20 protein-coding genes and 2 tRNA genes are annotated in these 24,157 nt (G+C 44.2%); 12 read left to right on the top strand and 10 right to left on the bottom strand.

What is annotated here, in order from left to right:
• Nucleotides 1-316: 316 nt before the first annotated feature.
• Nucleotides 317-391, bottom strand: a tRNA-Glu gene (locus C7475_RS32140).
• Nucleotides 392-470: 79 nt separating this feature from the next.
• Between C7475_RS32140 and C7475_RS32145 the strand changes: the two genes are divergently transcribed.
• Together C7475_RS32145 and C7475_RS32150 are read left to right on the top strand one after the other, a co-directional pair.
• Nucleotides 471-878 (top strand): response regulator, encoded by a 408-nt coding sequence (locus C7475_RS32145; RefSeq protein WP_110057546.1) that lies wholly within the window; start codon nt 471-473, stop codon nt 876-878.
• A 287-nt stretch (nt 879-1,165) separates the two neighbouring features.
• Nucleotides 1,166-2,464 (top strand): hypothetical protein, encoded by a 1,299-nt coding sequence (locus tag C7475_RS32150; protein WP_110057547.1) that lies wholly within the window; start codon nt 1,166-1,168, stop codon nt 2,462-2,464.
• A 100-nt stretch (nt 2,465-2,564) separates the two neighbouring features.
• Here the strand turns inward: C7475_RS32150 and C7475_RS32155 are convergent, their stop codons facing one another.
• A complete protein-coding gene (locus C7475_RS32155; protein ID WP_110057548.1) occupies nt 2,565-3,407 on the bottom strand; it encodes a dienelactone hydrolase family protein in 843 nt (280 codons plus the stop codon).
• A 140-nt stretch (nt 3,408-3,547) separates the two neighbouring features.
• On the opposite strand from C7475_RS32155, the gene C7475_RS32160 reads away from it, so the two are divergent.
• Entirely contained in the window at nt 3,548-5,155 is a 1,608-nt protein-coding gene (locus C7475_RS32160) for a PAS domain S-box protein (RefSeq protein ID WP_110057549.1), read from the top strand.
• A gap of 4 nt (nt 5,156-5,159) precedes the next feature.
• Here the strand turns inward: C7475_RS32160 and C7475_RS32165 are convergent, their stop codons facing one another.
• Nucleotides 5,160-5,564, bottom strand: a complete 405-nt coding sequence (locus tag C7475_RS32165) for a response regulator (protein WP_110057550.1) — start codon at nt 5,562-5,564, stop codon at nt 5,160-5,162.
• A gap of 206 nt (nt 5,565-5,770) precedes the next feature.
• On the opposite strand from C7475_RS32165, the gene C7475_RS32170 reads away from it, so the two are divergent.
• Together C7475_RS32170 and C7475_RS32175 are read left to right on the top strand one after the other, a co-directional pair.
• The gene (locus C7475_RS32170) at nt 5,771-7,072 is read left to right on the top strand and encodes a spondin domain-containing protein (RefSeq protein ID WP_110057583.1); all 1,302 of its coding nucleotides are present in this window, start codon (nt 5,771-5,773) and stop codon (nt 7,070-7,072) included.
• 168 nt (nt 7,073-7,240) lie between these two features.
• Complete coding sequence (locus C7475_RS32175; protein WP_110057551.1) at nt 7,241-8,116, top strand: AraC family transcriptional regulator; 876 nt, start codon at nt 7,241-7,243, stop codon at nt 8,114-8,116.
• Nucleotides 8,117-8,183: 67 nt separating this feature from the next.
• Here C7475_RS32175 and C7475_RS32180 read toward each other — a convergent pair whose 3' ends face one another.
• The 4 genes from C7475_RS32180 to C7475_RS32195 form a co-directional block, all read right to left on the bottom strand.
• Nucleotides 8,184-8,966 carry a glycoside hydrolase family 16 protein gene (locus C7475_RS32180; RefSeq protein ID WP_110057584.1) on the bottom strand — a complete coding sequence of 261 codons (783 nt, stop codon included), beginning with the start codon at nt 8,964-8,966 and terminating at the stop codon, nt 8,184-8,186.
• 174 nt (nt 8,967-9,140) lie between these two features.
• Nucleotides 9,141-9,647, bottom strand: a complete 507-nt coding sequence (locus tag C7475_RS32185; protein WP_110057552.1) for an Rrf2 family transcriptional regulator — start codon at nt 9,645-9,647, stop codon at nt 9,141-9,143.
• A gap of 31 nt (nt 9,648-9,678) precedes the next feature.
• Nucleotides 9,679-10,866, bottom strand: a complete 1,188-nt coding sequence (locus C7475_RS32190) for an NAD(P)/FAD-dependent oxidoreductase (protein WP_110057553.1) — start codon at nt 10,864-10,866, stop codon at nt 9,679-9,681.
• Nucleotides 10,867-11,070: 204 nt separating this feature from the next.
• Nucleotides 11,071-11,634 (bottom strand): Crp/Fnr family transcriptional regulator, encoded by a 564-nt coding sequence (locus C7475_RS32195; RefSeq protein WP_110057554.1) that lies wholly within the window; start codon nt 11,632-11,634, stop codon nt 11,071-11,073.
• Nucleotides 11,635-11,758: 124 nt separating this feature from the next.
• Between C7475_RS32195 and C7475_RS32200 the strand changes: the two genes are divergently transcribed.
• Nucleotides 11,759-12,544, top strand: coding sequence for a type 1 glutamine amidotransferase domain-containing protein (locus C7475_RS32200; protein WP_110057555.1), 786 nt, complete (start codon nt 11,759-11,761; stop codon nt 12,542-12,544).
• A 201-nt stretch (nt 12,545-12,745) separates the two neighbouring features.
• Here the strand turns inward: C7475_RS32200 and C7475_RS32205 are convergent, their stop codons facing one another.
• Together C7475_RS32205 and C7475_RS32210 are read right to left on the bottom strand one after the other, a co-directional pair.
• On the bottom strand, nt 12,746-13,891 hold the full coding sequence (locus C7475_RS32205) for a papain-like cysteine protease family protein (protein WP_110057556.1): 1,146 nt from the start codon (nt 13,889-13,891) through the stop codon (nt 12,746-12,748).
• A 197-nt stretch (nt 13,892-14,088) separates the two neighbouring features.
• Nucleotides 14,089-14,664 (bottom strand): hypothetical protein, encoded by a 576-nt coding sequence (locus C7475_RS32210; RefSeq protein ID WP_110057557.1) that lies wholly within the window; start codon nt 14,662-14,664, stop codon nt 14,089-14,091.
• A gap of 128 nt (nt 14,665-14,792) precedes the next feature.
• On the opposite strand from C7475_RS32210, the gene C7475_RS32215 reads away from it, so the two are divergent.
• Both C7475_RS32215 and C7475_RS32220 read left to right on the top strand, forming a co-directional pair.
• A complete protein-coding gene (locus C7475_RS32215; RefSeq protein ID WP_233260040.1) occupies nt 14,793-15,305 on the top strand; it encodes a MaoC family dehydratase in 513 nt (170 codons plus the stop codon).
• A gap of 344 nt (nt 15,306-15,649) precedes the next feature.
• Nucleotides 15,650-17,008: an ATP-binding protein gene (locus tag C7475_RS32220; protein ID WP_110057558.1), complete on the top strand. Its 1,359-nt coding sequence runs from the start codon at nt 15,650-15,652 to the stop codon at nt 17,006-17,008.
• Nucleotides 17,009-17,070: 62 nt separating this feature from the next.
• Here C7475_RS32220 and C7475_RS32225 read toward each other — a convergent pair.
• Nucleotides 17,071-17,145 (bottom strand) — tRNA-Glu (locus C7475_RS32225).
• A gap of 167 nt (nt 17,146-17,312) precedes the next feature.
• On the opposite strand from C7475_RS32225, the gene gap reads away from it, so the two are divergent.
• From gap to C7475_RS32245, 4 genes are all read left to right on the top strand, one after another.
• The gene (gap, locus tag C7475_RS32230) at nt 17,313-18,329 is read left to right on the top strand and encodes a type I glyceraldehyde-3-phosphate dehydrogenase (protein ID WP_110057559.1); all 1,017 of its coding nucleotides are present in this window, start codon (nt 17,313-17,315) and stop codon (nt 18,327-18,329) included.
• A gap of 116 nt (nt 18,330-18,445) precedes the next feature.
• On the top strand, nt 18,446-19,642 hold the full coding sequence (gene pgk, locus C7475_RS32235; RefSeq protein WP_110057586.1) for a phosphoglycerate kinase: 1,197 nt from the start codon (nt 18,446-18,448) through the stop codon (nt 19,640-19,642).
• An 82-nt stretch (nt 19,643-19,724) separates the two neighbouring features.
• On the top strand, nt 19,725-20,987 hold the full coding sequence (gene dctA, locus C7475_RS32240; protein ID WP_110057560.1) for a C4-dicarboxylate transporter DctA: 1,263 nt from the start codon (nt 19,725-19,727) through the stop codon (nt 20,985-20,987).
• A gap of 15 nt (nt 20,988-21,002) precedes the next feature.
• Nucleotides 21,003-24,155, top strand: coding sequence for a histidine kinase (locus tag C7475_RS32245; protein ID WP_110057561.1), 3,153 nt, complete (start codon nt 21,003-21,005; stop codon nt 24,153-24,155).
• Nucleotides 24,156-24,157 lie beyond the last annotated feature (2 nt).

Here is a 24,157-nt window from a genome sequence, read left to right on the forward strand (position 1 = left end):
TAACTGTCGGTATGCCTGATCCAAAACTGATGGTTCTTGATGAGCTGCAAAACAACAACTTTTTAACCTTCCCCCCAAGTTTTCAACTTGATCCATTATGCCTCTAACTTAGCCACCACATGGGATTTAGCAGCCTACGCCGAAAAACAACAACTTCAATTTTTACTCTTTCCTGAAGGAATGTCCTACAACCGGAAAAACGACCAGTGTCGAACCATGCGCGTAAATGAAGTGTTCCTCGACATGGCCCAACAGGCGGGGAACCTGCCCCAAAATAAAAACGGAGATAATACTTTCGTACTATCTCCGTCCTCGTTGGTACCGCGTACGGGAGTCGAACCCGTCATTCCTCCGTGAAAGGGAGGCGTCTTAGCCGATTGACCAACGCGGCTTTTCCCGTTTGGGATTGCAAAGGTAGGGAAATACTTTAAATCGCAAAATTTTTTTTAAATATTTTCAAAGAGCACAGAATGTATCACCTTTGTGGTACTATGGGAAAACTGAACATACTTATAGCAGAAAACGATGCAAATGGTAAGGTCCTGATACAGGAGTCATTTGCCGATACCGGGCTATTTAATGTGGTGGCCGTGGCAGAGGATGGAAAGATCCTCAAAGATATCATGGAGGAATCTGATATCTTATTTCCTGACGTGATCCTGTCCGCAGCAGGACATGGATATGATGTCCTGTATTATATCAAAAGAAATGACGCTTTCCGGGAAATTCCTGTCGTAACATACTCAGCTTCAGATAGCGGCAGTGAAGAGAAAAAGTGTCAGCAAATGGGTGCGTTGAAACATTTCATCAAACCCGACAATGTACCAGGCTATCAGAAAATGGCCAAAGAATTATATGACCTGTTACTCGGTGAATAGACAATTATCCTCTTACCATTCATGCTGACCAGCCGCGCAGCGGTTGGCTTATAATATCTTATTTACAAATTGTACAGAGCCATGACTGATCAGTCATGGCTTTTCTATGGAAGAATTACATATGTTTAATTTCCTCCCGGTAAGATCAGCAACCGGGGCGATTGAAAAAACAGGTGTACATGCCTTGAATCATCAGGGGATAAAGCGATGGCTTTCATAGAATTCCAAATGGAACAATTGAGAAAGTTATGTAATTTGGCCCCGCCGCAATCAACAAACTACTACTTATGAATAGGAAGAACCTATTTCTACTACTTCTGGCTCTTTTTATATTCCGGGTTATTTATGGCTTGTGCTCGGAATTCTGGTTCCCTGACGAATTACAAATATACCTGATAGGGTTAAAGTCCTTTACCACTGGTACCTGGCCTACTTATGGCCCGGATGTCGTGTATACGAATACCCAGATTCCCGGAGGACTGCAAGGAATACTCGTAAGCGCTGGTTTTTATATTGCCAGGCTACCTGAAATGCCTACTCTGATTGTTAATATCTTGTCTTTTGCCAGCCTTTCTTTACTGGCTTACTATATTACCCGCCGGGTAAAGGGAGTTCCTGCCTGGATGGTTTGGGTGTTATGTATGACCACCCCGTGGACATTATATTACAGTACGAGGGTCGTAAACCCATCTTATGCAATAGCACTGGCTATTCCCTTTTTTATCTGCCTGCTGGAGGTATTGCCGATGAGTAAAGACAAGTTCATTTCTCCGGTACTGGCTTTCTTTGTAATGGGTCTTACAACAACCATGATCATGCAGCTGCATATGTCCTGGGTGTTGTTATTGCCATATGCAGGAGTAGCAATGTTGTTTTCTTATCGCATGGCAGGGCTTAAAAGTACATCTGTTCGGGTGCTTGTATACTTGACAGGACTAATTGTTGGCGCCCTGACACTTATACCTACCTTGCTGCACCCCGATTCCCAGGCTGGTAAGGTTGCATCCAACATTGTATTCAACTGGAAGAATGCCGGCAATATTATAACTATTCTAACCAGGTACTGGTCTTTTGCTTCTTTTGAAGTGCCCTACGTAATGGGTAATTCCCAGGAGAAATGGGAAGTAATGAAAGAACAGATGTGGGTCACACCTTTCATATTTTTATTGCTGATAGTAGGATTTGTACAGGTCGGATTATTTATCCTTTCTTATTTCATCAAGACGGACAATGAAGAGTGGAAAAAAATGAGATGGTTAAATCTGTTTACATTCCTGTTGGTGTTCGCGAGCTTTTTCTTCTCCATCAAAGGACCGTCCTCACATACTTTTTGCATGTTGTTGCCATTGCCGATGATCTATTCTTTCTATTGTTATGAATGGCTGGTTTCAAAGAAGGCCTTTGTGATAAAAGTATTACGCATCATTATCATCAGCGGTATCTTCTTTCATATCGGGTTAGGCATTTATAATTTCCATCACAGGTCTCTCTACAAAGACAGGGCTAAAGTTGTGGAAGCCTTAGAAAAGAAGGACTACAAAATATTGGGGGAAAGACGTTCAGACCAGTTGGGCTATGGTTATTAAACTGCTTGCATCTGAATGATCTTCCTTTCGCGCTGCAAAAGGGCAGACAAAAAAGAGGAGTGTCCCGGTAAGAGACACTCCTTTTTTTATGCTTATTTCCTTATTTAAATATTACACCGAAGAAGGTGCGCATATCGTTCCAGGATGCGGTATCAGCTGCAGCATTGTAAGCAATAGGCATATTGAATTTTTTGCCGTTTGCGGTAGATGCCGGATTGGTAAAGGCATGCGTAGCTTCAGCATACTCTTTGAAAGTGTAAGGGATGCTCAGAGAATCCAGTTGTTTCCTGAAAGTAGCTACTTCCTGTGGTGCTACAAACGGATCAGCTGCACCATGGCATACCAGGATCTGTGCCTTCGTCAGGCCCTTTACAGGTACTACGCCTGCCAGTCCGCCGTGGAAACTAACAACGCCATTTACTGGCAGTCCCAGTTTAGCGCCATTTAATACCATAGAACCACCGAAGCAGTAGCCGATCGCTGCTATACGGGTAGTATCTGCCTGCGGATAAGTCTTAGCTTTTGCCAGGGCTGCCTGCAGTCTGCTAAAGCCCAGTTGGGGATTGACATAGAACGGCATAGCGTATGCTTTTGCCTGATCAGGATTGTCGGCATGTTTGCCACCACCGTACATATCTATACCGATAGCCAGGTAGCCCAGTTCAGCAAACTGTTTAGCTCTGCTTTTAACATAATCGTCTAATCCCCACCATTCCGGTACGATCAGTACGATCGGCTTTTTAGCAGTAGTATCATCGCTGAAAGCTACTATGCTGTTCAGTGTTACGCTATCTGCCTGAATAGCGACAGTTTCTTCTGTAATTGTTGGTTGAGTAGCGGTGCTGTCAGCTTTATGTTCTGATGCAGCAGGCTGGTTATTGCAGGCTGTCATGCATAATGCGATAGCCGCAGGCGCGATCATTGTTGCAAAATTGAATTTCATGTGATAGCTATTGAGTGTTGTATTTTGGAAAAAGGGAATAAAGGTAGGCATTATACAGATTAGGCTGGTAGCCGTTTATCAAATAATGCAACATCAGGAAATCGTGCCAAAATTAACGTAGTATTATTTAATTTCAAGGAATGGACCGCGGATTTAACACAGCCATATCAAACTCATTTTTTACAGAGTCAGGAGTACTGCAACTGGATCTTCTGCAGTTGCTGCCAATGGCCGTCTGCCTATATGACGCCCAGGGAAACATGACATTTTATAATGAAGCTGCTGCGAGGTTATGGGGGAGAAGACCCGCAATAAACGACGAGCAGACCGGTTACGAAGATGCTTTCCCGTATTATACGACAGATGGGAATTATCTGTCGCTCAACGCGGCTACGCTGGTAGCAATGGCAAAAGAGGGCATACGTTGCGATGATTGGCAGGTCGTGCTTGAACGTCCGGACCGTTCAAGGAGTATTATTAAAGGAAATCTTATTATCCTGAAGAATAAGGAAGGGAAGATGACCGCTGTGCTGCATTGTTTCCAGGAAGTACCGGATGTTTCTGCCTCATTACGGGAAATTGAAGAGCACATCTTACGCTATAGAAGTCTGACCGACGAATTGAAACAGAGTGAAGAGCGCTATCATAAAATGATCGAAGAGGTCGAAGATTATGCGATCCTCCTGATGGACCAGTCGGGCGTGATCCAGAACTGGAATAAAGGCGCTGAAAAGATCAAGGGCTATCATGAGTCAGAGATCGTTGGAAGGCACTTTAGCGTCTTTTATTTGCCGGAAGACAGGGACAGGAATCTGCCTCAAAGATTGATCGCAGAAGCGACGCGTACAGGTAAAGCTGTACAGGAAGGCTGGCGAATGAGAAAAAATGGCAGCCGGTTCTGGGGCAGTATTGTTATTACAGCTTTACATGATACAGAACATAACGTTATAGGCTTCTCCAAGGTAACACGTGACCTGACGGAAAAGAAGCTGGCCGAAGATAAGATCCAGCAATACGCGAATGAGCTGGAGTTTCAGAACAAAGAGCTGGAACAATTTGCCTATGCTGCGGCCCATGATATGAAGGAACCTCTTAGAAAAATTCAGTTCTACAATAGCTATATTTTCGATAATGCCAGTCAGCAACTCCCTGAGAAATGTCTGGAGTATTTGAACCGGTCTATCAATGCCGCTGCGAGAATGAAGGGATTGATAGATGATCTGCTCACATACTCGCAGGCTTCTTCTTTTTCCCAGGAAATGACGGAGACAGACCTGAATGTGATCGTTCATGATGTGATCGCATCACATCATGACACCATTGAAAAGAATAATGCGATCATTGAGGTTAGCAATCTTCCTGTAATGCGTATTATTCCGTTTCAATTCAGTCAGCTGTTCGATAACCTGCTTGGGAATGCGTTAAAATACAGGCACCCGGAACGGCAACCACATATCGTTATTACTGCTGAAAGATCAGCAGCATTGCCTGATGGAAAAGTTGCGGACCCGTCTGAGAGCTGCTATTATAAGTTCTCCGTGATCGATAATGGCCTTGGCTTCGAACCAGGTTATGCTGAGAAGCTGTTTGAGCTTTTTCAGCGATTACACGTCCAGCCGGGCATCTCAGGCTCCGGAATAGGACTCGCCATCTGTAAAAAGATCGTCTTAAATCACCACGGCGTGATCAGGGCACACGGTAGTCCCGGGCAAGGCGCCAGGTTTGATATTTACATTCCCTGTGATTAAAAGCTCAACTATTGCTTACTTCCAGCATTTGTCTGGCAATGTTGTTTAGTTCTTCCGCTTTTGTGGGCTTGACGAAATATTGAACGGCCCCTTTTTCCATACAGCTTCTTACATGCTCAGCCTGGTTAGATGTGCTCCATACAACTTTGGGAATGGATTGCAGCCGGGGGATGTCCCGTAGCTGTTCCAGCACCTCTATAGCATTAAAAATGGGCATTTTATAATCGAAAATAAGAAGCGCCGGTAAACACGAGTCCGGGCAGCCGAGTAGGTATTCAACAGCCTGTTGCCCATCCATTACAGAATGAATGTCGGTGTTGGGATCTAACTTTGTAATGGCATCTTTAAGAATTTCCTGGTCCTCAGGATCATCGTCCGCTAAAAAAATAATTTTAGCCTTGCTCTCCATATCAGAATACGTTTAATAAAAACTTGTTCAATTCTCAATTTATGCATTCTTTTTAAAAAAAAGTTCTCCGAAATAGACAAAATGCAGCGGTAAATTTTCTATTACGGGCGCTTTTGTCAATTGTTCGGGAAGGACCGTCATTCCCAGGCCCGGAGCAGGCATATAATTTTGTGGTTATCCTGATATCAAAAAGGAATACCATGATAATGAATACCATACGCCTTGGCTGGATAGCCGCAGCGCTTTTGCCGCTCACTTTTATTGCCTGCAACAAAGACGATGATAATAATCCTGGAGAAAGCACCCAGAAAAGAACGATCACCGTTGAAAACGTACTGAACTCCAGAAGCCTGGTGGAGTCAGGAACCTATAAAGGAGAGGGAACACCACCAGTAATTCTGCCCGGTCAGTCTGTTAGTTTTCATTTCTCCGCCTCAGTTGGTCAGACAGTGACTTTTGCTTCCATGTACGGCTGGTCCAATGATCTGTTCTTCGCACCTGCTAATCCGGGCATCGCCCTGTATAACGAGAAAAAGGAGCCTATTGAGGGAGATGTTTCCGCCCAGGTAAAACTATGGGATAATGGCACCAGGATCAACCAGAAACCTGGAGCTACCGTTAACCATCCCGGAGTGGCAGACACAAAAGATATCACTGAAGTGAACGGTGCGGATGCGCAGGGTAATACTTACCTGCCAGCATCATCATTGGTAAAAGCTACATTGAAATATGACGGAGATTCCTACTTTACATTGACCCTGACCAACACTTCCGGCGGTACGGCTAATGAAACGCCCCTTAGCCCCGGAGTATGGGCTGTGTCCTATATTGCGGGCGGTCAGCTGCTGAACGATGCACCGCTTTATAAGGCAGGCCAGGCTACAGCGAACGGCTTGACCGCGCTGGCAGAATCCGGAGATAATTCGCAGCTATATGATTACGTAAAAGACAATACGGGCATCTTCACGCCATTATCGCCCGTCCTGGTGGTAGTGTATAACGGAGTTGATAATCCGATCTATAAAACGGGCGAAAATGATAGAGGACAGGGTTTGAAAAACCTTGCACAGCAGGGTGATGCAAGCATACTTGCGGCAGCACTTGAAAAGTTGAATGGAGTGAAGAAAGTATATGTGCTCCCGGCGCCTTCTTCAAAAGTATTATTACCAGTTATAGGCAACCAGGCAGGAGGCGTAGTATCGCAGGACCTGGACGTTGTAAAAGGCGACCGCCTTGCAATTGCCACTATGTACGGTTTTTCAAATGATTGGTTCTTTGCATCTGCTGATAACGGCGTAGATGCTACCCAGACCGGGGATATATCGACCAGCATTAAATTGTTTGATGATGGAACAGCTATCGACCAGTTCCCAGGTGCAGGTAATGCACAGTTTAATCTTGGAGGAAGCACATCTGCCGAGAATAAACCGATCAGCGAGATACCTAACCCCAACGCTTTTACGACCCTTCCCGCTATCAATAATATAGTGAAGGTGACCATTAAATGACCTATGCTATAGACGGGGGAGCCCTGTAACGGGGCTTCCCTTCTTTTATAAAAAAAAGCCCCATAACGTACATTAAGGGAAAAATCTGTATCTCTCCGGGAAGTCTGGACATTCCTGTTTCCTCTATATTATGGCATCTTTAATCCAGTGATATAAATGCCATACAACATGCAACTGGAATTTACTGATAAATCGACATCGGGCCGTTTTATGGTAAGAGTGAACGATCACTCTTTGAAGGGGGAAGGAACAATAAACGGTCAGAAGAGTACGATCAATACGTTCGTCATTAACAAAGGGTGTGAACAGCAGGTCACGATCGATGAAATTGTTTACACCATGCCCGCCCATTCGGTACTGCCCCTGGTGGCCAATCAGCATTTTACATTTGAAAAACCAGAACTGTTACTTGCCTGGCAATTCAACAGGGAGTTTTATTGCATCATGGATCACGATGCAGAAGTGAGTTGTGTAGGTTTTATATTTTATGGAATTAAGCATCCGATGTTCATTCCTCTTACCCCGCAGGAGATGCAAAGTCTTACTAACATTGAGCAACTCTTTCTGGAAGACATGGAACTGAAAGATAGTATGCAGGGGGAAATGCTGCGTACTTTGTTAAAGCGCGCTATTATTAATGTTACACGGATCGCCAGGAGGCAGACAGCGGGTTATCAGCATTCTTCGGAAGATAAGATGGATATTATCCGGCAGTTTAATCTGTTACTGGAAATCAACTTCAGAAAGGAGCATGAAGTGATCTTTTATGCAGAGGCCATGAATAGATCCCCAAAGACATTGACAAATCTTTTCAGGATCTGCAATTGCCCTTCGCCGTCAACACTTATACATAACAGGATCATACTGGAAGCTAAAAGATATCTGTATTACACAGATAAATCTGCAAAGGAAATAGGCTATAGTCTTGGGTTCGAGAGTCCTGCTCATTTCAGTCGCTTCTTTAAGCTAAAAACAGGCTGTAAGGTTTCTATGTTCCGCGACCTGATCTGCGCCGATAAAAATAAGGAGCTCCGGTTGTTATAAGAAAAGGGTTAACCGGAAGGTAGAAACCTTCCTGGCGTAACCCTCTCCATTACAAAACTTAAAACACTTACGCCGCCGTAAATGTGAATGAGTGTATAATTATTTCAACTTCCTGCTGATTGGATGGTGCGTTACCATTAAATAACCAGAGGTTCATGTGTACAGGTAAAGACAGTGTGCCCACATTGTATCCGGCCGGTGTTGTCCATGGGAAGAAGGAATTCGCTTCATCCAGGTTATGACCATGATAGCCTTTGTACGATACAGCAGTGCTGGTACGCGTGAATTTATAAGAGCTATAAGTGCCGTTCAGTGCCAGTTCATATGTCTGCGATACGTTGCCGGAGCCGGTAGCAGGGTACACGGTATAATTGAAATTATGCCATGCACTGTTTCCCCAGCGGGCAAACTCGATGTCTATTTCATGATGTCCGTTGTCACCTGCTTTATAATTAAACAGACCCAGTACAATGTTCCTGTCCAGTTTATCGACAGCGCCTTCTATTTTCCATACATAGGAACCGTATCCGAAGGTTTGTCTGGAAATTACTTCTGCACATAACCATCTGCCGGTAGCGGGGTCTTTTCTGATCTTCAGATGCAGATGGCCTTCGCTGTCCACCCATACGTTGCCTGAGCTCCAGTAATTAGGGCCGGGGCCGGAAGACCCCTGATCTCTCACATCCCATGTATAACCACTGAAGCTGATGGTAGCAGCAGCAGCGGCAACTTTGCGGGCGCCGTCATCGTTTGTTGAAGTTGGGTCGGGGGTAGCGGTTGTTTTGGTAGCTTCTTTGCTGCAACTGGCGAAGAGGGCCATTGCTGCGATTAGAATTGTGAGTCTTTTCATAGAATAATGGTTTTTTGAAGGTGGAAATTTTAACATTCCTGTATAATGACATTTGAAGAGGGGGGATACTTTGATATGGTGGTGGGATTTTTTTAAGAGGACATGATCGGGGATCAATCACAATGGGTTACATGGGTGCAAAAAAAATCAGCGCGAAGATATTCGCGCTGATCCTTAATCTTTGGCTTTTAATTTCTGAAGATTGAACCAGTTATCTGCTTCTTTCAGGAATGTATCTGGAATAACCTTGGCGAGGGTCGCATGCAACCAACGCAGGTCCTTGTTTTTCAGGTAGGCTTCCAGTTTCTGGTTTGCTTCCAGGAAAACTGCGTGTATGGTACACACCTCGTCTGAGTTTTTGCCGTTACCATTATAAAGTATACAGCCAGAGCTTACATCATGACATTCAAACAAGGAGACCCTGCCTTCCACGGCTACTGCAATATCCCAAAAGGTAATCTCCGATGGGTCTTTTGCCAATACATAGCCACCCTTAACGCCCAGGTTGGAGCGGACAAGTCCGCCTTTCTGCAATCGCGTGAAAACCTTTGCCAGATAACTTTCAGAAATATTCTGAAAGGTGGCCAGATCAGCAATTGTCATGATCCTGTCCTTCGGCGCGTCAATCATGTAATACAGCGAATGGATCGCGTATTCAACTCCTTTTCCCAGTAACGGCATACAATATTAGATCTTGAAAGCCCCAAAGATACTAAAAAGCGGGATCTACCGGGGCGGCCGCGGCCACGTTCGCCTCTGGATCCGGAGATGGTACTACCCATACAGTATTGATCTCCATTTTTATTTTCTTGCCTGCGTCTTCTTTTACTTCCAGCTGTCTGTCCCATCCGCGAGTGAACATAGCGCGTTGAGGACCCAGGTCTACACAGGTTACGTAGGTGGATTGTTTGTAAGGAAGTTTTTCTCCTCCGAAGATGTCAACTACCGCATTGTGGCCTGACCACTTACCCTGGAAGAGGGAGTACTGACAGGACATGGTAGCATAAACACCGTCGCTTGGTTTTGATAGTGCGGCATCGCCAGTTACACTAATGTTGCCGTAGCCTGGCAGTTTGAAGTGCTCGTCTACTTCCAGTCTGTTCATGTTATCCTTATTACCATCGAGGAATTTATTCAATGGGCTGGCTTCAAAGCCGGCAGTCCAGATAACTGTTTTAGTTGCTATTTTCTCACCATTGGATAGATATGCGTAATCTTCATCAACCTTAACAGGTAAGGTGCCGGGCCTGAGTTCAATGTTGCTGCTCATCAGCACTTCGTTGATATATTCTCTGGCCTCATTTGAATAACCTATTGCCAGTTCTGGCTGACGGTCAATCAGGATGATCCTCAATTTATCGGAAGTATATTTATCTGCAATTTCCTGCAGGCCGGTTACTGTTTCCAGCCCGGTCAGTCCTCCTCCTACAACTACAACGGTTTTAGCGCCTTCGCCTGTAAAACTGCCTGCTGCCAGTTGTGCTATATGTTTGTGCAGATTGTCTGCACCTTCGAACTGATCAACATTGTGTATGAGGTGATTACCTGGTATTTCAGGCTGCTTTAACCTGCTACCCGCTGCAACAATCAGGTAGTCATAATGCATAGTTAAGTCTTCAGCGTCTTTTTTTACCGCAATGGTTTGTTCCTTTGGTTGAATGCCAGTTACCAGTCCGGTCACCAGGTCAACACCTAATGGCTTTAATAATGGCTGAAGATCAATGCGTACAGTGTCCAGATGTGCTTCATAAAGTCTCGGACGGTTTGTTAAATAGTTATCCTTGTTGATAACGGTGATCTTAAGATCGTTGGCTTTGCCAAGTTCACGGCTCTGTCTTACAGCACTCATGGCACTCCAAAAACCGGAGAAACCTCCACCTATAATAACTAAATGTTTCATTAAAATAATCTGTTTCTGTTAATTGGATAATTCGGATACGACTTGTCGCAAATATACACCGGTTTATGAAATATGCGCCTAAACCGATAAAATAATTTTTGGCAGTTCAGGTAAAGAGGTGATGAAAAATTATAAAATAAGAATATCCTTCATGAATGAGTTTTCAGGATAATGTATTGGATGATAGTGAGTTAGTGTGCTTGTTTAGATGTGCAGCCGGCTGAGTGTTTCTCTGGATACGCCGATATATGCGGCAATAAGGGCTTTAGGCACCCGTTGAAAAAGGGAAGGGTATTGTTCCAGTAGTTGCTGGTATCTGGATTGTGCATCGTTGTTTAACAGGGCCATTACCCTTTTCTGCATGCTGATAAATCCATTGGTGATCTTTAACCTGCAAAAACGCTCGAACTGATGCATCTCATCGCACAATTGCATTCTGTCAGCATATGATATGTATAGTAATTCCACATCTTCGAGGCATTGAATGATAAAGGATGATTTACCGCCTGTATGTAGCGCCTGATAATCGGATACCCACCAGTTCTCCATAGAAAATTGCAGGATGTGCTCTTTCCCGCTGTCATCTATCATGAAGGTCTTTAACAAGCCCTTTAAAACGAAATATTCGTGGCTAACGGTATCGCCGGGTTGAAGAATGATGGAGTGCTTTTTGAATTTCTTAAGATGATAGCAGGTTGATATGCGCTCAAATTCAGCATCGGTCAGTTCGACTAATTCTTCAAAATGTTTTCTAAGCGCTGGATGCATACAGATATATTCAATGACTCAAACTTAGTGAAAATAATCATGTGATCTACATCACATGAAATGTGTGCGCTAGGTCCTTGTACCGGGGCCTTTTGTGAACTTAGCTTTGTGAAAAAATAAATATATGCAAAAGACGATCAGATACGCAACAGCATTTATGGCTTTATTAACATTAGCTTTTACAGGTATGACAGCTACTGCTCAGACTAAGAAACAATCTACATCCAAAAAAGTCCTGATTGTAGTAACATCTGTTGATGCAGCAGGTGACGGTACTAAAACAGGCCTGTGGCTGGAAGAATTTGCCGCTCCCTATTATCATCTGATTGAAAATGGTATTGAAGTTACAGTAGCTTCTCCCAAAGGAGGAAAGACGCCTATTGATCCTTCAAGTATCAGCGACCAGTTTATTGCTCCTGATGCTAAAAAACTTCTGAACGATCAGGAAGGAAAACGAAAACTGGACAACACCGTTAAGCTCAATAGTGTAAAGGCAAAGGATTTTGATGCAGTATTTTATTCCGGTGGTCATGGTCCAACCTGGGACATGCCGGATAACGCAACATCTATTGCATTGATCCAGTCATTCGTTGAACAGCAAAAGCCGATTGCCTTTGTTTGTCACTCTGCTACTGCATTAAAAAATGTAAAGACTAAAGGTGGCGAATACCTGCTGAAAGGTAAAACAGTAACTGGGTATTCCAATGATGAAGAAGTAGCCGGACAGACAACCAATAAAGCGGCTTTCTCTTTAGAAGATATGGTGAAAGGACGTGGTGCAAACTACCAGAAGGCTGAACAAAAATGGACGCCTTTTGCAGTGCAGGATGGATTGCTGATCACAGGAGAAAATCCTGCTTCGTCCCATATTACAGCTGAAAAGCTCGTAGCAGCGATTAATGTAAAATAATCATCAACCAGTTTTTATTGTATTCCGGAATAATGTATCCAATGAAATAAAGAGACGAAGCCCAGAAGAAGGAATTGCAGTGCTGTATAGATAGAAAATAATATTTCTTTCATTGGATCTAAAGTAAATAGTATAGGGTATATGTTATTGCAATTGTAAATATAAGGAATCGCCAGCCGTTTCGGCTGGCGATCTGTAATATTAGGCGCCCATAAGGTCATCCTGTTTTTCAGTTACTGCTTTCTGTCTGAAGATCAGTTCTTTGAAGCTGCCTTCATTGAGCACAGTATCTTCCTGGCCGAAGTGACGAAGCAGATAGTAGCGGTCATTTTCTTTATTTTCTGTACGTAACCAGAGTGCTTCGAGATTAAGGGCCGGGAATTTCAGTACCCTCATTTCTCCTTCAATTTCTTTCTCCTGCAGACTGGATTTGATCTTCTCCATGCCGTTCTCTATGCGATTGAGGTATTCGTCATCGGTATTTACCTGCAATACCTGTGGATCATCTTCCGTAGTAGCGAGGTCATAGAGCGCTACCGGTTGTCTTTGATCCAGCTCTATCACACGGAGTGAACTAGGTCTTTCCGGGATGGTGATATCCTTGTCGATATCTTTCAATCCCACAACATATGCGTGATGTGCAAAGCTCAATTCCAGCTCGGCAGCGCTCTTGTCAACCTTCAGATTAGGGCGCTGTAAACGTATCAGCGGACGAACTTCAGGGATTGGCTTGAGTAATTCCGGTTTGAATACGAGATCTTTGATCCACATAAAGTAAAAATGTTTTTTCGTGATATAAGTGTGTGTCCAGGAACCACTGCCCTGATAATTGGTAGAGAACTGATTAACGGTGAGTATGCTCTTACCATAGATAGGATCATCAATATGGAAATACTTTGTGCTCAATATTTTTGATACGCCGTAAATGACCATAAAGTGTCCGCCACCGCCAGACCAGCCGATTCGTGTACCGACTACCAGGCCTGCATCGATCTGTGCCTTAACAGCTTCCCAGCTTATCGTACCACCTTTTATTTCGACGAAATTTTTGGTACGTGTGAGTGCCTTGTCGAGGTACCATGGTACGTTACAAGGGCCGGGAACTGGTGATGTACAACAGGTCTGTCCGAGTTCTGCAGATGCGATCTTACATTGTGTCCACGGGTTCAGCAGTGCAGAATAAAAGAAAGAAACACTTTTGGACGTCGCCGCCCAGCACCAGTTAGACTGTGTCTGCGCTTCCATGTTAAAGTTAAGTACTGTACTCGAGTAAAATTTGTTCCAGATAGCTAATTCCTGTACAAAAGGTTTTTGGATAACCTGTTCGTGAAGATTTGTGAAACTCATGATGTGTAATGTTTGGGGTTAAAAAAATAGCTGCTCGTTGTGGAATTGTGAGAAACAAAACTACATGCTTCCAAAGTTTTTGAAAAGCGTAGAAATACTTGATTTATGCAAGTAGTAACCGTAAATGTTCCTGTAGTGGCTGCTGCGCCGTGGAGTACAGTTTCCGTTCGGATATTTTGATCAGTAAGTAATAGAGCTTATCCTGCCCGGTAAAATTTGTCAAATTTCAGTTGTCCATTTATGATCCTGAACCGATAAATGTAGGCGTACTCGCCTCCGCCTTCGAAGTATTCTCCGTTCTCATCTTTTTCTTCAGAACGGCCAATTACGCTCAGGGTTAGGGTGTTGTCAGCTGAATCATAACGTGCCGACATACCATAAAAATTGATCTTATCATCTGTAAGGTCAACAACACCCGCTTCGCCTTTCTCATAAAGCATTTTCGTCGGTAACTTGAGGAAGGACTTAACGAACGTTTTATAAAAGATCTGGTCGAAATAGAGAATAAACAATTCTTCTGTCAGGGCGTATTGCTTTTCGTGTAATCTCTCAAGATGCGTACGGGTGTCTCCTTTGGCGTCCTGTTCTGCGACTTCCCAGAATCCGTCTCCCGGATCAGACATGGGAAAATTAAAGAACTGTTTAGCCTTTTCTTTATCTCTCTGATATACTGCATCTCTGAATGTTCTTAGTTGGTCTATCCACGATTGGGCGAAGGCTTTAGTTGTGTTAGCAAACAAAAATAATGAGAGGTACAGGATTGTTTTTTTCATCTTGTATAGGGATTGGAATAGCAAAATAGGTAAAAAGACGACATGAAGAAAGGTGTACAGCGTAGGATTTTGACAGGTATCTTAAACGAATGAAAATGAAATGCGGCCTGATATATAAAAAATGAAGTATGCTGTATCGTCAGATTCTTGTATTTTTAAAGATTAAAAAAAGGAAAATTATGGTCATCGTCAACAGTTTCGCAGAATATCAAGCATTCGAGGGTAAAGAAATAGGTAGCTCTGAATGGCATAAAATAGATCAGGAGCAGATCAATAAATTTGCCGACGCAACGCTTGATCATCAATGGATCCATTGCGATGAGGAGAGAGCAAAAAATGATGGACCTTTTAAAAGCACTATTGCACACGGTTATCTGACCTTATCGTTAATTCCCTATCTGTGGAAGCAGATTGCAGACATCCGCAATGTTAAGATGGAAATAAACTATGGTATAGAGCATTTCAAATTTGGTGAGGCCGTGTTAGTGAACGACGAAGTGCAATTGAAAGCGAAACTCAACTCCATAGTTAATTTAAGAGGGGTTACGAAAGTGATAATTGGCGCCACCCTCAATATTAAAGGTAAAGCAAAGCCGGCTTACACAGGCGATGTGGTGTTTCTGTACCATTTTAATGATTAAACCGTCTGTAGGCATAAAATATAAAAGGGGACGATACGCTGTATTGTCCCCTTTTCATGTGCCATGACCAAAATAGTCCGGCGTGAATAGAATTAAAAAAGGTTGCCCGATTGAGCAACCTTTCCTGTTGGTACAACGGGCCGGACAGGTGTCTAACTTCTTTGTGCAAGATTTTAACCGTACGCGACATATGATCTTTAGGGTATAAAATATCGAAAAGACATATATCAACTTTAAGCCTTCAAGTTGATTGAGTGTGTTTTGTTACAATTTGTTTGCTAAAATGGGTTTGTTTTGTTACATATTCTGGGTTTGTTTACCTTTGTTATGTAACACAATTATCTATGGCCTTTAAAAGAAATGTTGAAGCATATCTCCTGGACTGGAAAAGTCGAGAAACTCGCAAACCACTAATTATCAGAGGTGCCAGGCAGGTGGGAAAAACCACATTGGTTAATAGCTTCTCAGGTTTTTATAGTCATTTCATCACACTTAATCTTGAAAAAGGAGCAGACAGAAAGTATTTTGAAGATTTTGACGATGTTAAGATGATTAGTGAGTCTTTGTTCCTTACTTATGGTATACCCCTGGCAGAGGTTGGTAATACATTGTTGTTTATAGATGAAATACAGGAATGTCCTAAGGCTATTCAAATGTTGCGCTTTTTTTATGAAGAAATGCCGATGTTACATATCATCTGTGCCGGATCCTTATTAGAATTTGCAATTCAAAAAGTGAAAAGTTTTCCAGTTGGAAGAGTTGAATTTTTATACCTCCATCCGATGAACTTCGAAGAATATCTAGAGGCGATTGGTAAGCGAGAGCTTATTGAACAGTTAAGGATAGTTCCCATCAGGCCCGTTGCTCATCAGATATTAATGGATACGTTTCATCGATATGCTATTATAGGAGGAATGCCTGAAGTTATTAAAACGGATATTGATAAAAGTAACCTTGCCGACCTTACAAGAATATATGAAAGTATATGGGGAACATATAAAAATGATGTTGAGAAATATACCACCAATGATACAGAAAGAAAGGTAATCAAACATATCATGGACACAGCTCCTCTCTACTTGGACGAGCGGGTTAAATTTCAGGGATTTGGGAATTCATCGTATAAATCCAGAGAGGTAGGAGAGTCATTTCGGACCCTTGAGGATGCAAAAATTATTCGTCTGATTTATCCGACCACTGATTTACAGCCTCCTCCAAAAGCTGATCTTAAAAAGTCACCAAGATTTCAGATATTGGACACAGGGCTTGTGAACTATGCGTTGGCTATTCAAGCGCAGATGTTAAGTATGGGTGATTTGAGCAATACTTACAAGGGAGCAGTGATTCCCCACCTGATTACACAGGAGATTATTTCATTACAACAGGTATCTACTAATAATCCACATTTTTGGGTAAGAGAGAAGTCTCAATCAAACGCAGAAGTTGATTTAGTGCAGGTGAACGGAGAGTATTTGATTCCAATTGAAATAAAATCTGGTAGTACTGGAACACTTCGGTCACTTCATCAGTTCATAGATGCTGTTGACCATTCTTATGCCGTCAGAATGTATGGCGGTGTGTTTTCTCTTGAGAAAGCAGTTACTGCTAACAGGAAGCCTTACTTATTGATGAATCTTCCTTATTATCTGGGAACTCAATTACCTGCTTATTTGAATTGGTTAGTACAACAGCCGGTTGTCTAAGTGCTGGATTTGTTGTAAAACAAAAAAGGAACATCATCCGATGTTCCTTTTTTGTTTTACGTTGGTACCGCGTACGGGAGTCGAACCCGTCATTCCTCCGTGAAAGGGAGGCGTCTTAGCCGATTGACCAACGCGGCTAATCCCCTCTTTAACATGCTCTCCATGTTTAGAGGACTGCAAAGGTAATCGCTATTTTGATATTTTCAAAAAAAAGTTGCTTAACTTAAATTTATATTGCTTTATCCCGCTATAGCTTGTAAATTCGCTACTCAATTTTTTTCAATCTCAACAAACTCAGTGTAAAATGGGAACTACTCTTAAAATCGGTATTAATGGTTTTGGTCGTATTGGCCGCTTAGTATACCGTCAGATCTACAAGATGCCAGGTATAGACGTGGTAGCTATTAATGACCTTACAAGTCCCGCTGTATTAGCTCACCTGTTGAAGTACGATTCTGCACAAGGTCGTTTCGATTCAGAAGTTAAACATTCTGATAACGCCATCACCGTTGACGGTAATGAAGTAAAAATATACGCACAGAGAGATCCTTCACAAATTCCCTGGAAAGAGCATGGTATTGATGTGGTGATTGAATCTACAGGTTTCTTTGCAGACAAAGATAAAGCAGCCGCTCACCTGACCGCAGGTGCTAAAAGAGTAGTTATCTCTGCTCCTGCTACCGGCGATCTGAAAACAGTAGTTTTCAACGTAAACCATGATATCCTGGATGGTAGCGAAACTATCATTTCCTGCGCTTCATGTACTACAAACTGTCTGGCGCCAATGGCTAAAGTACTGAACGATAAATTCGGTATCGAACTGGGTACTATGACCACTATCCACGCTTACACCAACGACCAGAATACCCTGGATGCTCCTCACCCGAAAGGTGACCTGCGCCGTGCTCGTGCAGCTGCCGCTAACATCGTTCCTAACAGCACTGGTGCTGCTAAAGCGATCGGTCTGGTACTGCCTGCCCTGAAAGGTAAACTGGATGGTTCCGCACAGCGTGTTCCAACTATCACAGGTTCTTTGACTGAACTGGTTACCGTTCTGAATAAGAAAACAAGTGTTGAAGAAATCAACGCTGCAATGAAAGCCGCTTCCAGCGAATCTTTCGGTTATACTGAAGATGAAATCGTAAGCAGCGATATTATCGGTATCTCCTACGGTTCCCTGTTTGATGCTACACAGACCAAGATCGTTGCTGTGGGCGACAAACAACTGGTTAAAACCGTATCCTGGTACGATAACGAAATGAGCTATGTATCTCAGCTGGTACGTACTGTGAAGTACTTCGCCGGTCTGATCAGCAAATAAGCTTATTGCTATACTGTAAGTGGTGAATGGTAAATGGTGATAACACGCACCATTCACTGTTCACCATTTATATTTTATTCTCAGATCACTTCTCCCATCTTTTAAAATATTACAAAATGAGTCAATTTTCCGACTTCAATTTTAACGGCCATAAAGCTGTTGTGCGCGTAGATTTTAACGTGCCTCTGAACGATAAATATGAGATCACTGACGATACCCGTATGACGGCTGCCGTGCCTACTATCAAGAAGATCCTGAAAGATGGCGGCAGCGTGATACTGATGTCTCACCTGGGGCGTCCGAAAGATGGTCCTACCGAGAAGTATTCCCTGAAACACCTGGTTTACCACCTGGTGAAACTGCTGGACGGTGTTACCGTGAAATTCGCTGAAGACTGTATCGGTCCGGTAGCAGAAGCAGCAGCAGCTAACCTGCAGGCCGGAGAAGTACTCCTGCTGGAAAACCTGCGTTTCTATAAAGAAGAAGAAAAAGGAGATAAAGCCTTCGCCGAGAAGCTGTCTAAGCTGGGGGATGTATATGTGAACGATGCCTTCGGTACCGCTCACCGTGCGCATGCTTCTACAGCTGTTATTGCTCAGTTCTATGCTGCCGACAAACGCATGTTCGGTTTGCTCATGGAAGCTGAAGTAGGTAACGCTGAAAAAGTACTGAACGGTTCTGAGAAACCTTTCACCGCTATCCTCGGTGGTGCTAAAGTGAGCGATAAGATCCTGATCATTGAAAACCTGATGGAAAAAGCTAACAACATCATCGTTGGTGGTGGTATGGCATATACCTTCCTGAAGGCACAGGGTAAAGAGATCGGTAACTCCCTCTGCGAGAACGATAAACTGGACCTGGCGCTGGAACTGCTGGCAAAAGCAAAAGCAAAAGGCGTACAGCTGATCCTGCCCGTGGATTCAGTTGCTGCTGATAAATTTGCAGCCGATGCAAATACCCAGATCGTTAGCAATGACAACATCCCTGCAGGATGGATGGGACTGGACATCGGAGAAAAATCAGTAGCCCTGTTCAGCGAAACGATCCAGCAGTCAAAAACTATCCTGTGGAATGGTCCGATGGGTGTTTTTGAAATGAAGGCTTTCCAGAACGGTACCAAATCAGTAGCTGATGCTATCGTGGCTGCAACAGCACAAGGTGCATTCTCCCTGGTAGGCGGTGGCGACTCTGTAGCTGCTGTGAACCAGTTTGGCCTGGCTGAAAAAGTAAGTTATGTATCTACCGGTGGTGGTGCTATGCTGGAATTCTTTGAAGGTAAAGACCTTCCAGGTATTTCCGCTATAAAAGGATAATCACTGCATAACATATTAAAGAACGCTTGGCGTTGTGTGCAAATAGCACTCAGCGTTAAGCGTTTTTTTGTATCTTGACCATATGAGTAAACTTTTCAGGCATCTATACTTCCAGGTTATCGTTGCCATTATCCTTGGCATACTCGCCGGAGCCCTATTCCCTTCTGTAGCCTCCACAGGTAAATTAATGAGCGAAATGTTCATTAACCTCATCAAAATGTTGATAGCCCCTATCATCTTCCTTACCATCGTACTGGGTATCGCCCGTATGGGAGATATGAAAAAGGTAGGACGGGTAGGAGGGAAGGCCATCCTGTACTTTGAGATCGTTACTACACTTGCCATCGTTATAGGGCTATTCGTGGCCAACGTGTTACAGCCAGGTGTGGGAAGAGCTTTTCAGAATATCAATACCGCTGCGGTAGCGAAGTACCAGGAACAGGCTGCCGAATTTAAATGGTCTGAGTTCCTTATGCATATCGTTCCCTCCAATGTGATCGATTCATTTGCCAAAGGTGACATTCTGCAGGTACTGATCTTCGCCATACTGTTTGGTTACGGCCTTACCAAAATGAAAAGCGCGGGCGCCTCACTGCTGATCACTTTTGAGAAATTGTCAGAAGTGTTTTTCAACATCCTGAAGTTTATCATGCGACTGGCCCCATTGGGCGCATTCGGTGGAATGGCCTATACTGTCGGCAGCTTCGGACTGGAGTCTTTATACCCTATGCTGAAATTAATGGGCTGCGTATACCTCACCATGTTATTGTTCATTGGAGTTGTGCTGGCCGGGATCGCCCGCATTTATAATTTTAGTCTGTGGCATTATCTTAAATTTATCCGCAATGAGATATTGATCGTACTGGGCACCTCTTCCTCCGAATCAGCACTGCCTGGCCTGATGGCACGGCTGGAAGAACTGGGATGCGCCAGGGAAGTAGTAGGACTGGTAGTACCTGCCGGTTATTCTTTCAACCTGGATGGCACCAGTATCTATCTTTCTATGGCCGTAATATTTCTGGCTCAAGTCTATGGTGTAAATTTGGACATCTGGCAGGAGCTGACCATCATCGGTATATTGATGATAACCTCAAAAGGAGCTGCCGGTATTACGGGTAGCGGATTTATTGTACTGGCATCAACACTTACTGCTATTAAGGTAATTCCCGTGGAGGGGCTGGGCATCCTGATCGGCGTAGACCGTTTTATGTCTGAGGCCCGTGCTATTACTAATCTTATCGGAAATGGCGTGGCTACGATCGTGATGGCTAAAAGTGAGAATGCTTTTGACGAAGGGAAATACCAGGCTGCTGTCGGTGTCAGCAAAAGGTATAAAACAATTTAACGCTTTCACCACTTAATGAAACTGCATTTGTCGAAACGTTTATCTGTCTCAGCCCTGCTGTTTTGGCTGATGGCATGGTATTGTTCACCTGTGCAGGCACAGGGCACCGCTTATACTTTCTCGCACCTGGACCGTAAAGATGGTCTGGCGAGTAATCATGTCTCTGCCATATTGCAGGATAGTAAGGGCTTTATATGGATAGCCAGTACCGCCCTGCAACGTTATGATGGTATCAACCTGGTAACTATTGCCAGTTTTGATAAGGTGCCGGGATCTATTTATTACGATGATATCTGCCTTTGTGAAGACAATAAAGGACGCATCTGGATGGGCGCTCCGGATAATATCAGGTATTACGATCCGGCAACATCAGGAGTTGCTGTATTGAAGATCGATATTCTGCCTTCTATTCATGGAAACCTCAATTGCAGCCGTATCATCCAGGACCATGCCGGTGTGATATGGGCCACTACGCAGGAAGGGCTGCTGAAATACGATGAGGAGAACCGCATTTTTATTAAACCGCCCAATATTCCCGAAGCCATACGGGGAGACCTGTACAGCACTATTATAGAAGATGCGAAGGGAAACCTGTGGATCAGCGGGCGTAATGGTATCTACATGCTCGAGCCCTCCCGCAAGCACATCTATTACTGGCAGGATAATCCGGGCAATCATCCTCTGCTCTCAATCAGGAGCAGTGTCAGGAAGTTTTATATAGACCGCCTGCAACGTATGTGGGTGGCCGCCAGGGGAGGAGATACGCTCTACCAGTATCAGCCGGAAACACGTCAGCTGAAAGCCTTCTCTTTTGCATTGCCTTCCGGCGATGGAAATATGGTGACCGATATTATTGCCGACAGGGAAATGAATATATGGGTAGCTACCGAAAACGGAGGTATCTATCGGTTTAATGAACGCACTGGTAAATTTGATACGAACATCCGGGCGAATAACGGAGATGATCAAAGCCTGCATTATGATTTCGAGGTCAATTGTTTCCTCAATGACCGTAATGGACGCCTTTGGGTGGGAACGGACCTCGGAGTTAACATCCTCAACATGCCGGACAATTCTTTCCGGATCATGGACCATCGTACAGTTTTCAAGGGCACCGAAGATCGGTTGCCCAGAGCGGAAGTGACAGGTCTGTTCCAGGATAGCGGGGGGAATATCTATGCCGGTTACTGGGGAAAAGGCTTCAGTTGGTTCGATCCTTCGCTGCAGTTGAAAGCTCACTTCCTGCATGATGCCAAAAGCCCCGCTTACCAGCTGCCGGAGGAGCGTAGCCTGGTTTGGAGTTTTGCCCAGATGCCCGACGGCAAGGTATTGGTAGGACAGGAAAATGGAAGGTTGTCGGTATTCGATCCTGAAAAAGGCAGGTTCGTGAACCACTATCATTCTCCTGCATTTGGAGATCAGACCTTAATGACCATGCTGCCGGAAAAGGATACTGCTGTATGGATAGGATTGTACAAAAGAGGGCTGGTAAGGTGGGACACACGTACCAACGAATTTGTGCGTTACCCCGGATTACTGGAATATGTAAAGCGGCCAATAACTATCATGGATGTGGCCCGTCAGCATGATTCACTGCTGTGGATGGCTTCGAGTGACGCAGGACTGATCCGGTTCAATATAAAAACAGGCAAAGTAAGCAGTTCCAGGATCTTTCTGCAGGATAAGCTATCAGTCAGTAACATTACCTGTATTGAATTCCTGGACGATAGTACACTGATAGCAGGAACTGACCATGGTCTCTGGATCTACAACACCAGTCAGGGAACAGGGCGCCCATTAATGATCAATGGTGCGCTGTTCGATGAATGGGTACTGAACCTGCAGGTGATCGGATCTACAGGCGTCTGGTTCACTACCCAGTATGGTTTTTACAGGTTTAATAAGCCACAGGGAACACTTGAAACATTTGTTCAGACCGGAGACATTATCGATAATAACCGGAAGGTACGCCGTTCCGTAAGCCAATTGAGGGATGGCCGTTTGATGGTAGGAGCTTCAGATCATTTTGTGATCTTCGATCCTGCAACGCTCCAGGTGGCGCCGCCACCACCCGATGTGACCATTCTGAGTTTCAGGACAATGGACAGTGTGGTGAACATAGGCGCGGAGCATGGGCGCTATACGCCTGTTACACTATCACACCGGCAGAACTTTATCAGCATAGAGTTCAAAAGTCTGCAGTATCATCATGAGTCGGTGGGATACCTGTATCAGATGGAAGGTGTAGATGAAGAATGGGTAAAGGCAGAAGGCCTGCTGATAGCAAGGTATACTAATCTGGCGCCCGGTAGCTATCGGTTTAAAGTACGCAGCGTGAATGCCGCCGGAACATTTTCATCAGGGGTGACTACGCTGACGATCAATATATTGCCAGCATTTTGGCAAACAGCCTGGTTCCGCATCTTATGTGCACTGCTGGTTATTGTACTGATCTATATCTATTTCAAGTTGCGGGTGAATGCTGTTAAGAAGGAAGCCCGCCGCCGGGCAGTGATACAGCAACAGATTGCCCAGCTGGAGATGAAAGCGCTCCGTGCACAGATGAATCCCCATTTTATTTTCAATGCGCTGAATTCTATCCAGACGTTCATGATGAAACGGGAAACAGAGCAGGCATTGTCCTATCTGAGCCGTTTTGCGAGGCTGATCAGGAATGTATTGGACAATTCACAGTTGAACAGTATCCCTATCTCAAAAGAGCTTAAAATGCTGGAGAACTATCTGGAGTTGGAAAAGCTGCGCTTCGGAGACCAGTTCACTTACGATATCACGGTAGACGATACGCTCGACGCCGACTTCACAGATATTCCGACCATGATCCTGCAGCCATTTGTGGAGAATGCTATCTGGCATGGGTTATTGCATAAAAAAGAAGACGGGCGGCTATCTATCACTTTCCATCAAAGGAAGGGCAGCCTGCTGTGTGTGATCGAAGATAATGGTATTGGAAGGGAGAAAGCCGCAGCACAGCGTCAGCCGGGAAACGAACATCATTCCCGCGGACTACAGATCACGAGGGACAGGCTGGCACTATATAACAGGCGCTTTAACCTGGACGCGACGTTTGATATTGAAGACCTTTACGATGAGACCGGGCAACCTGCGGGGACAAGGGTATGTGTCTGGTTCCCGCTAACGGAAGCATAAAA

The sequence above is a fragment of the Chitinophaga sp. S165 genome, assembly GCF_003182155.1.
In the GTDB taxonomy this organism is placed as follows: Bacteria; Bacteroidota; Bacteroidia; order Chitinophagales; family Chitinophagaceae; genus Chitinophaga.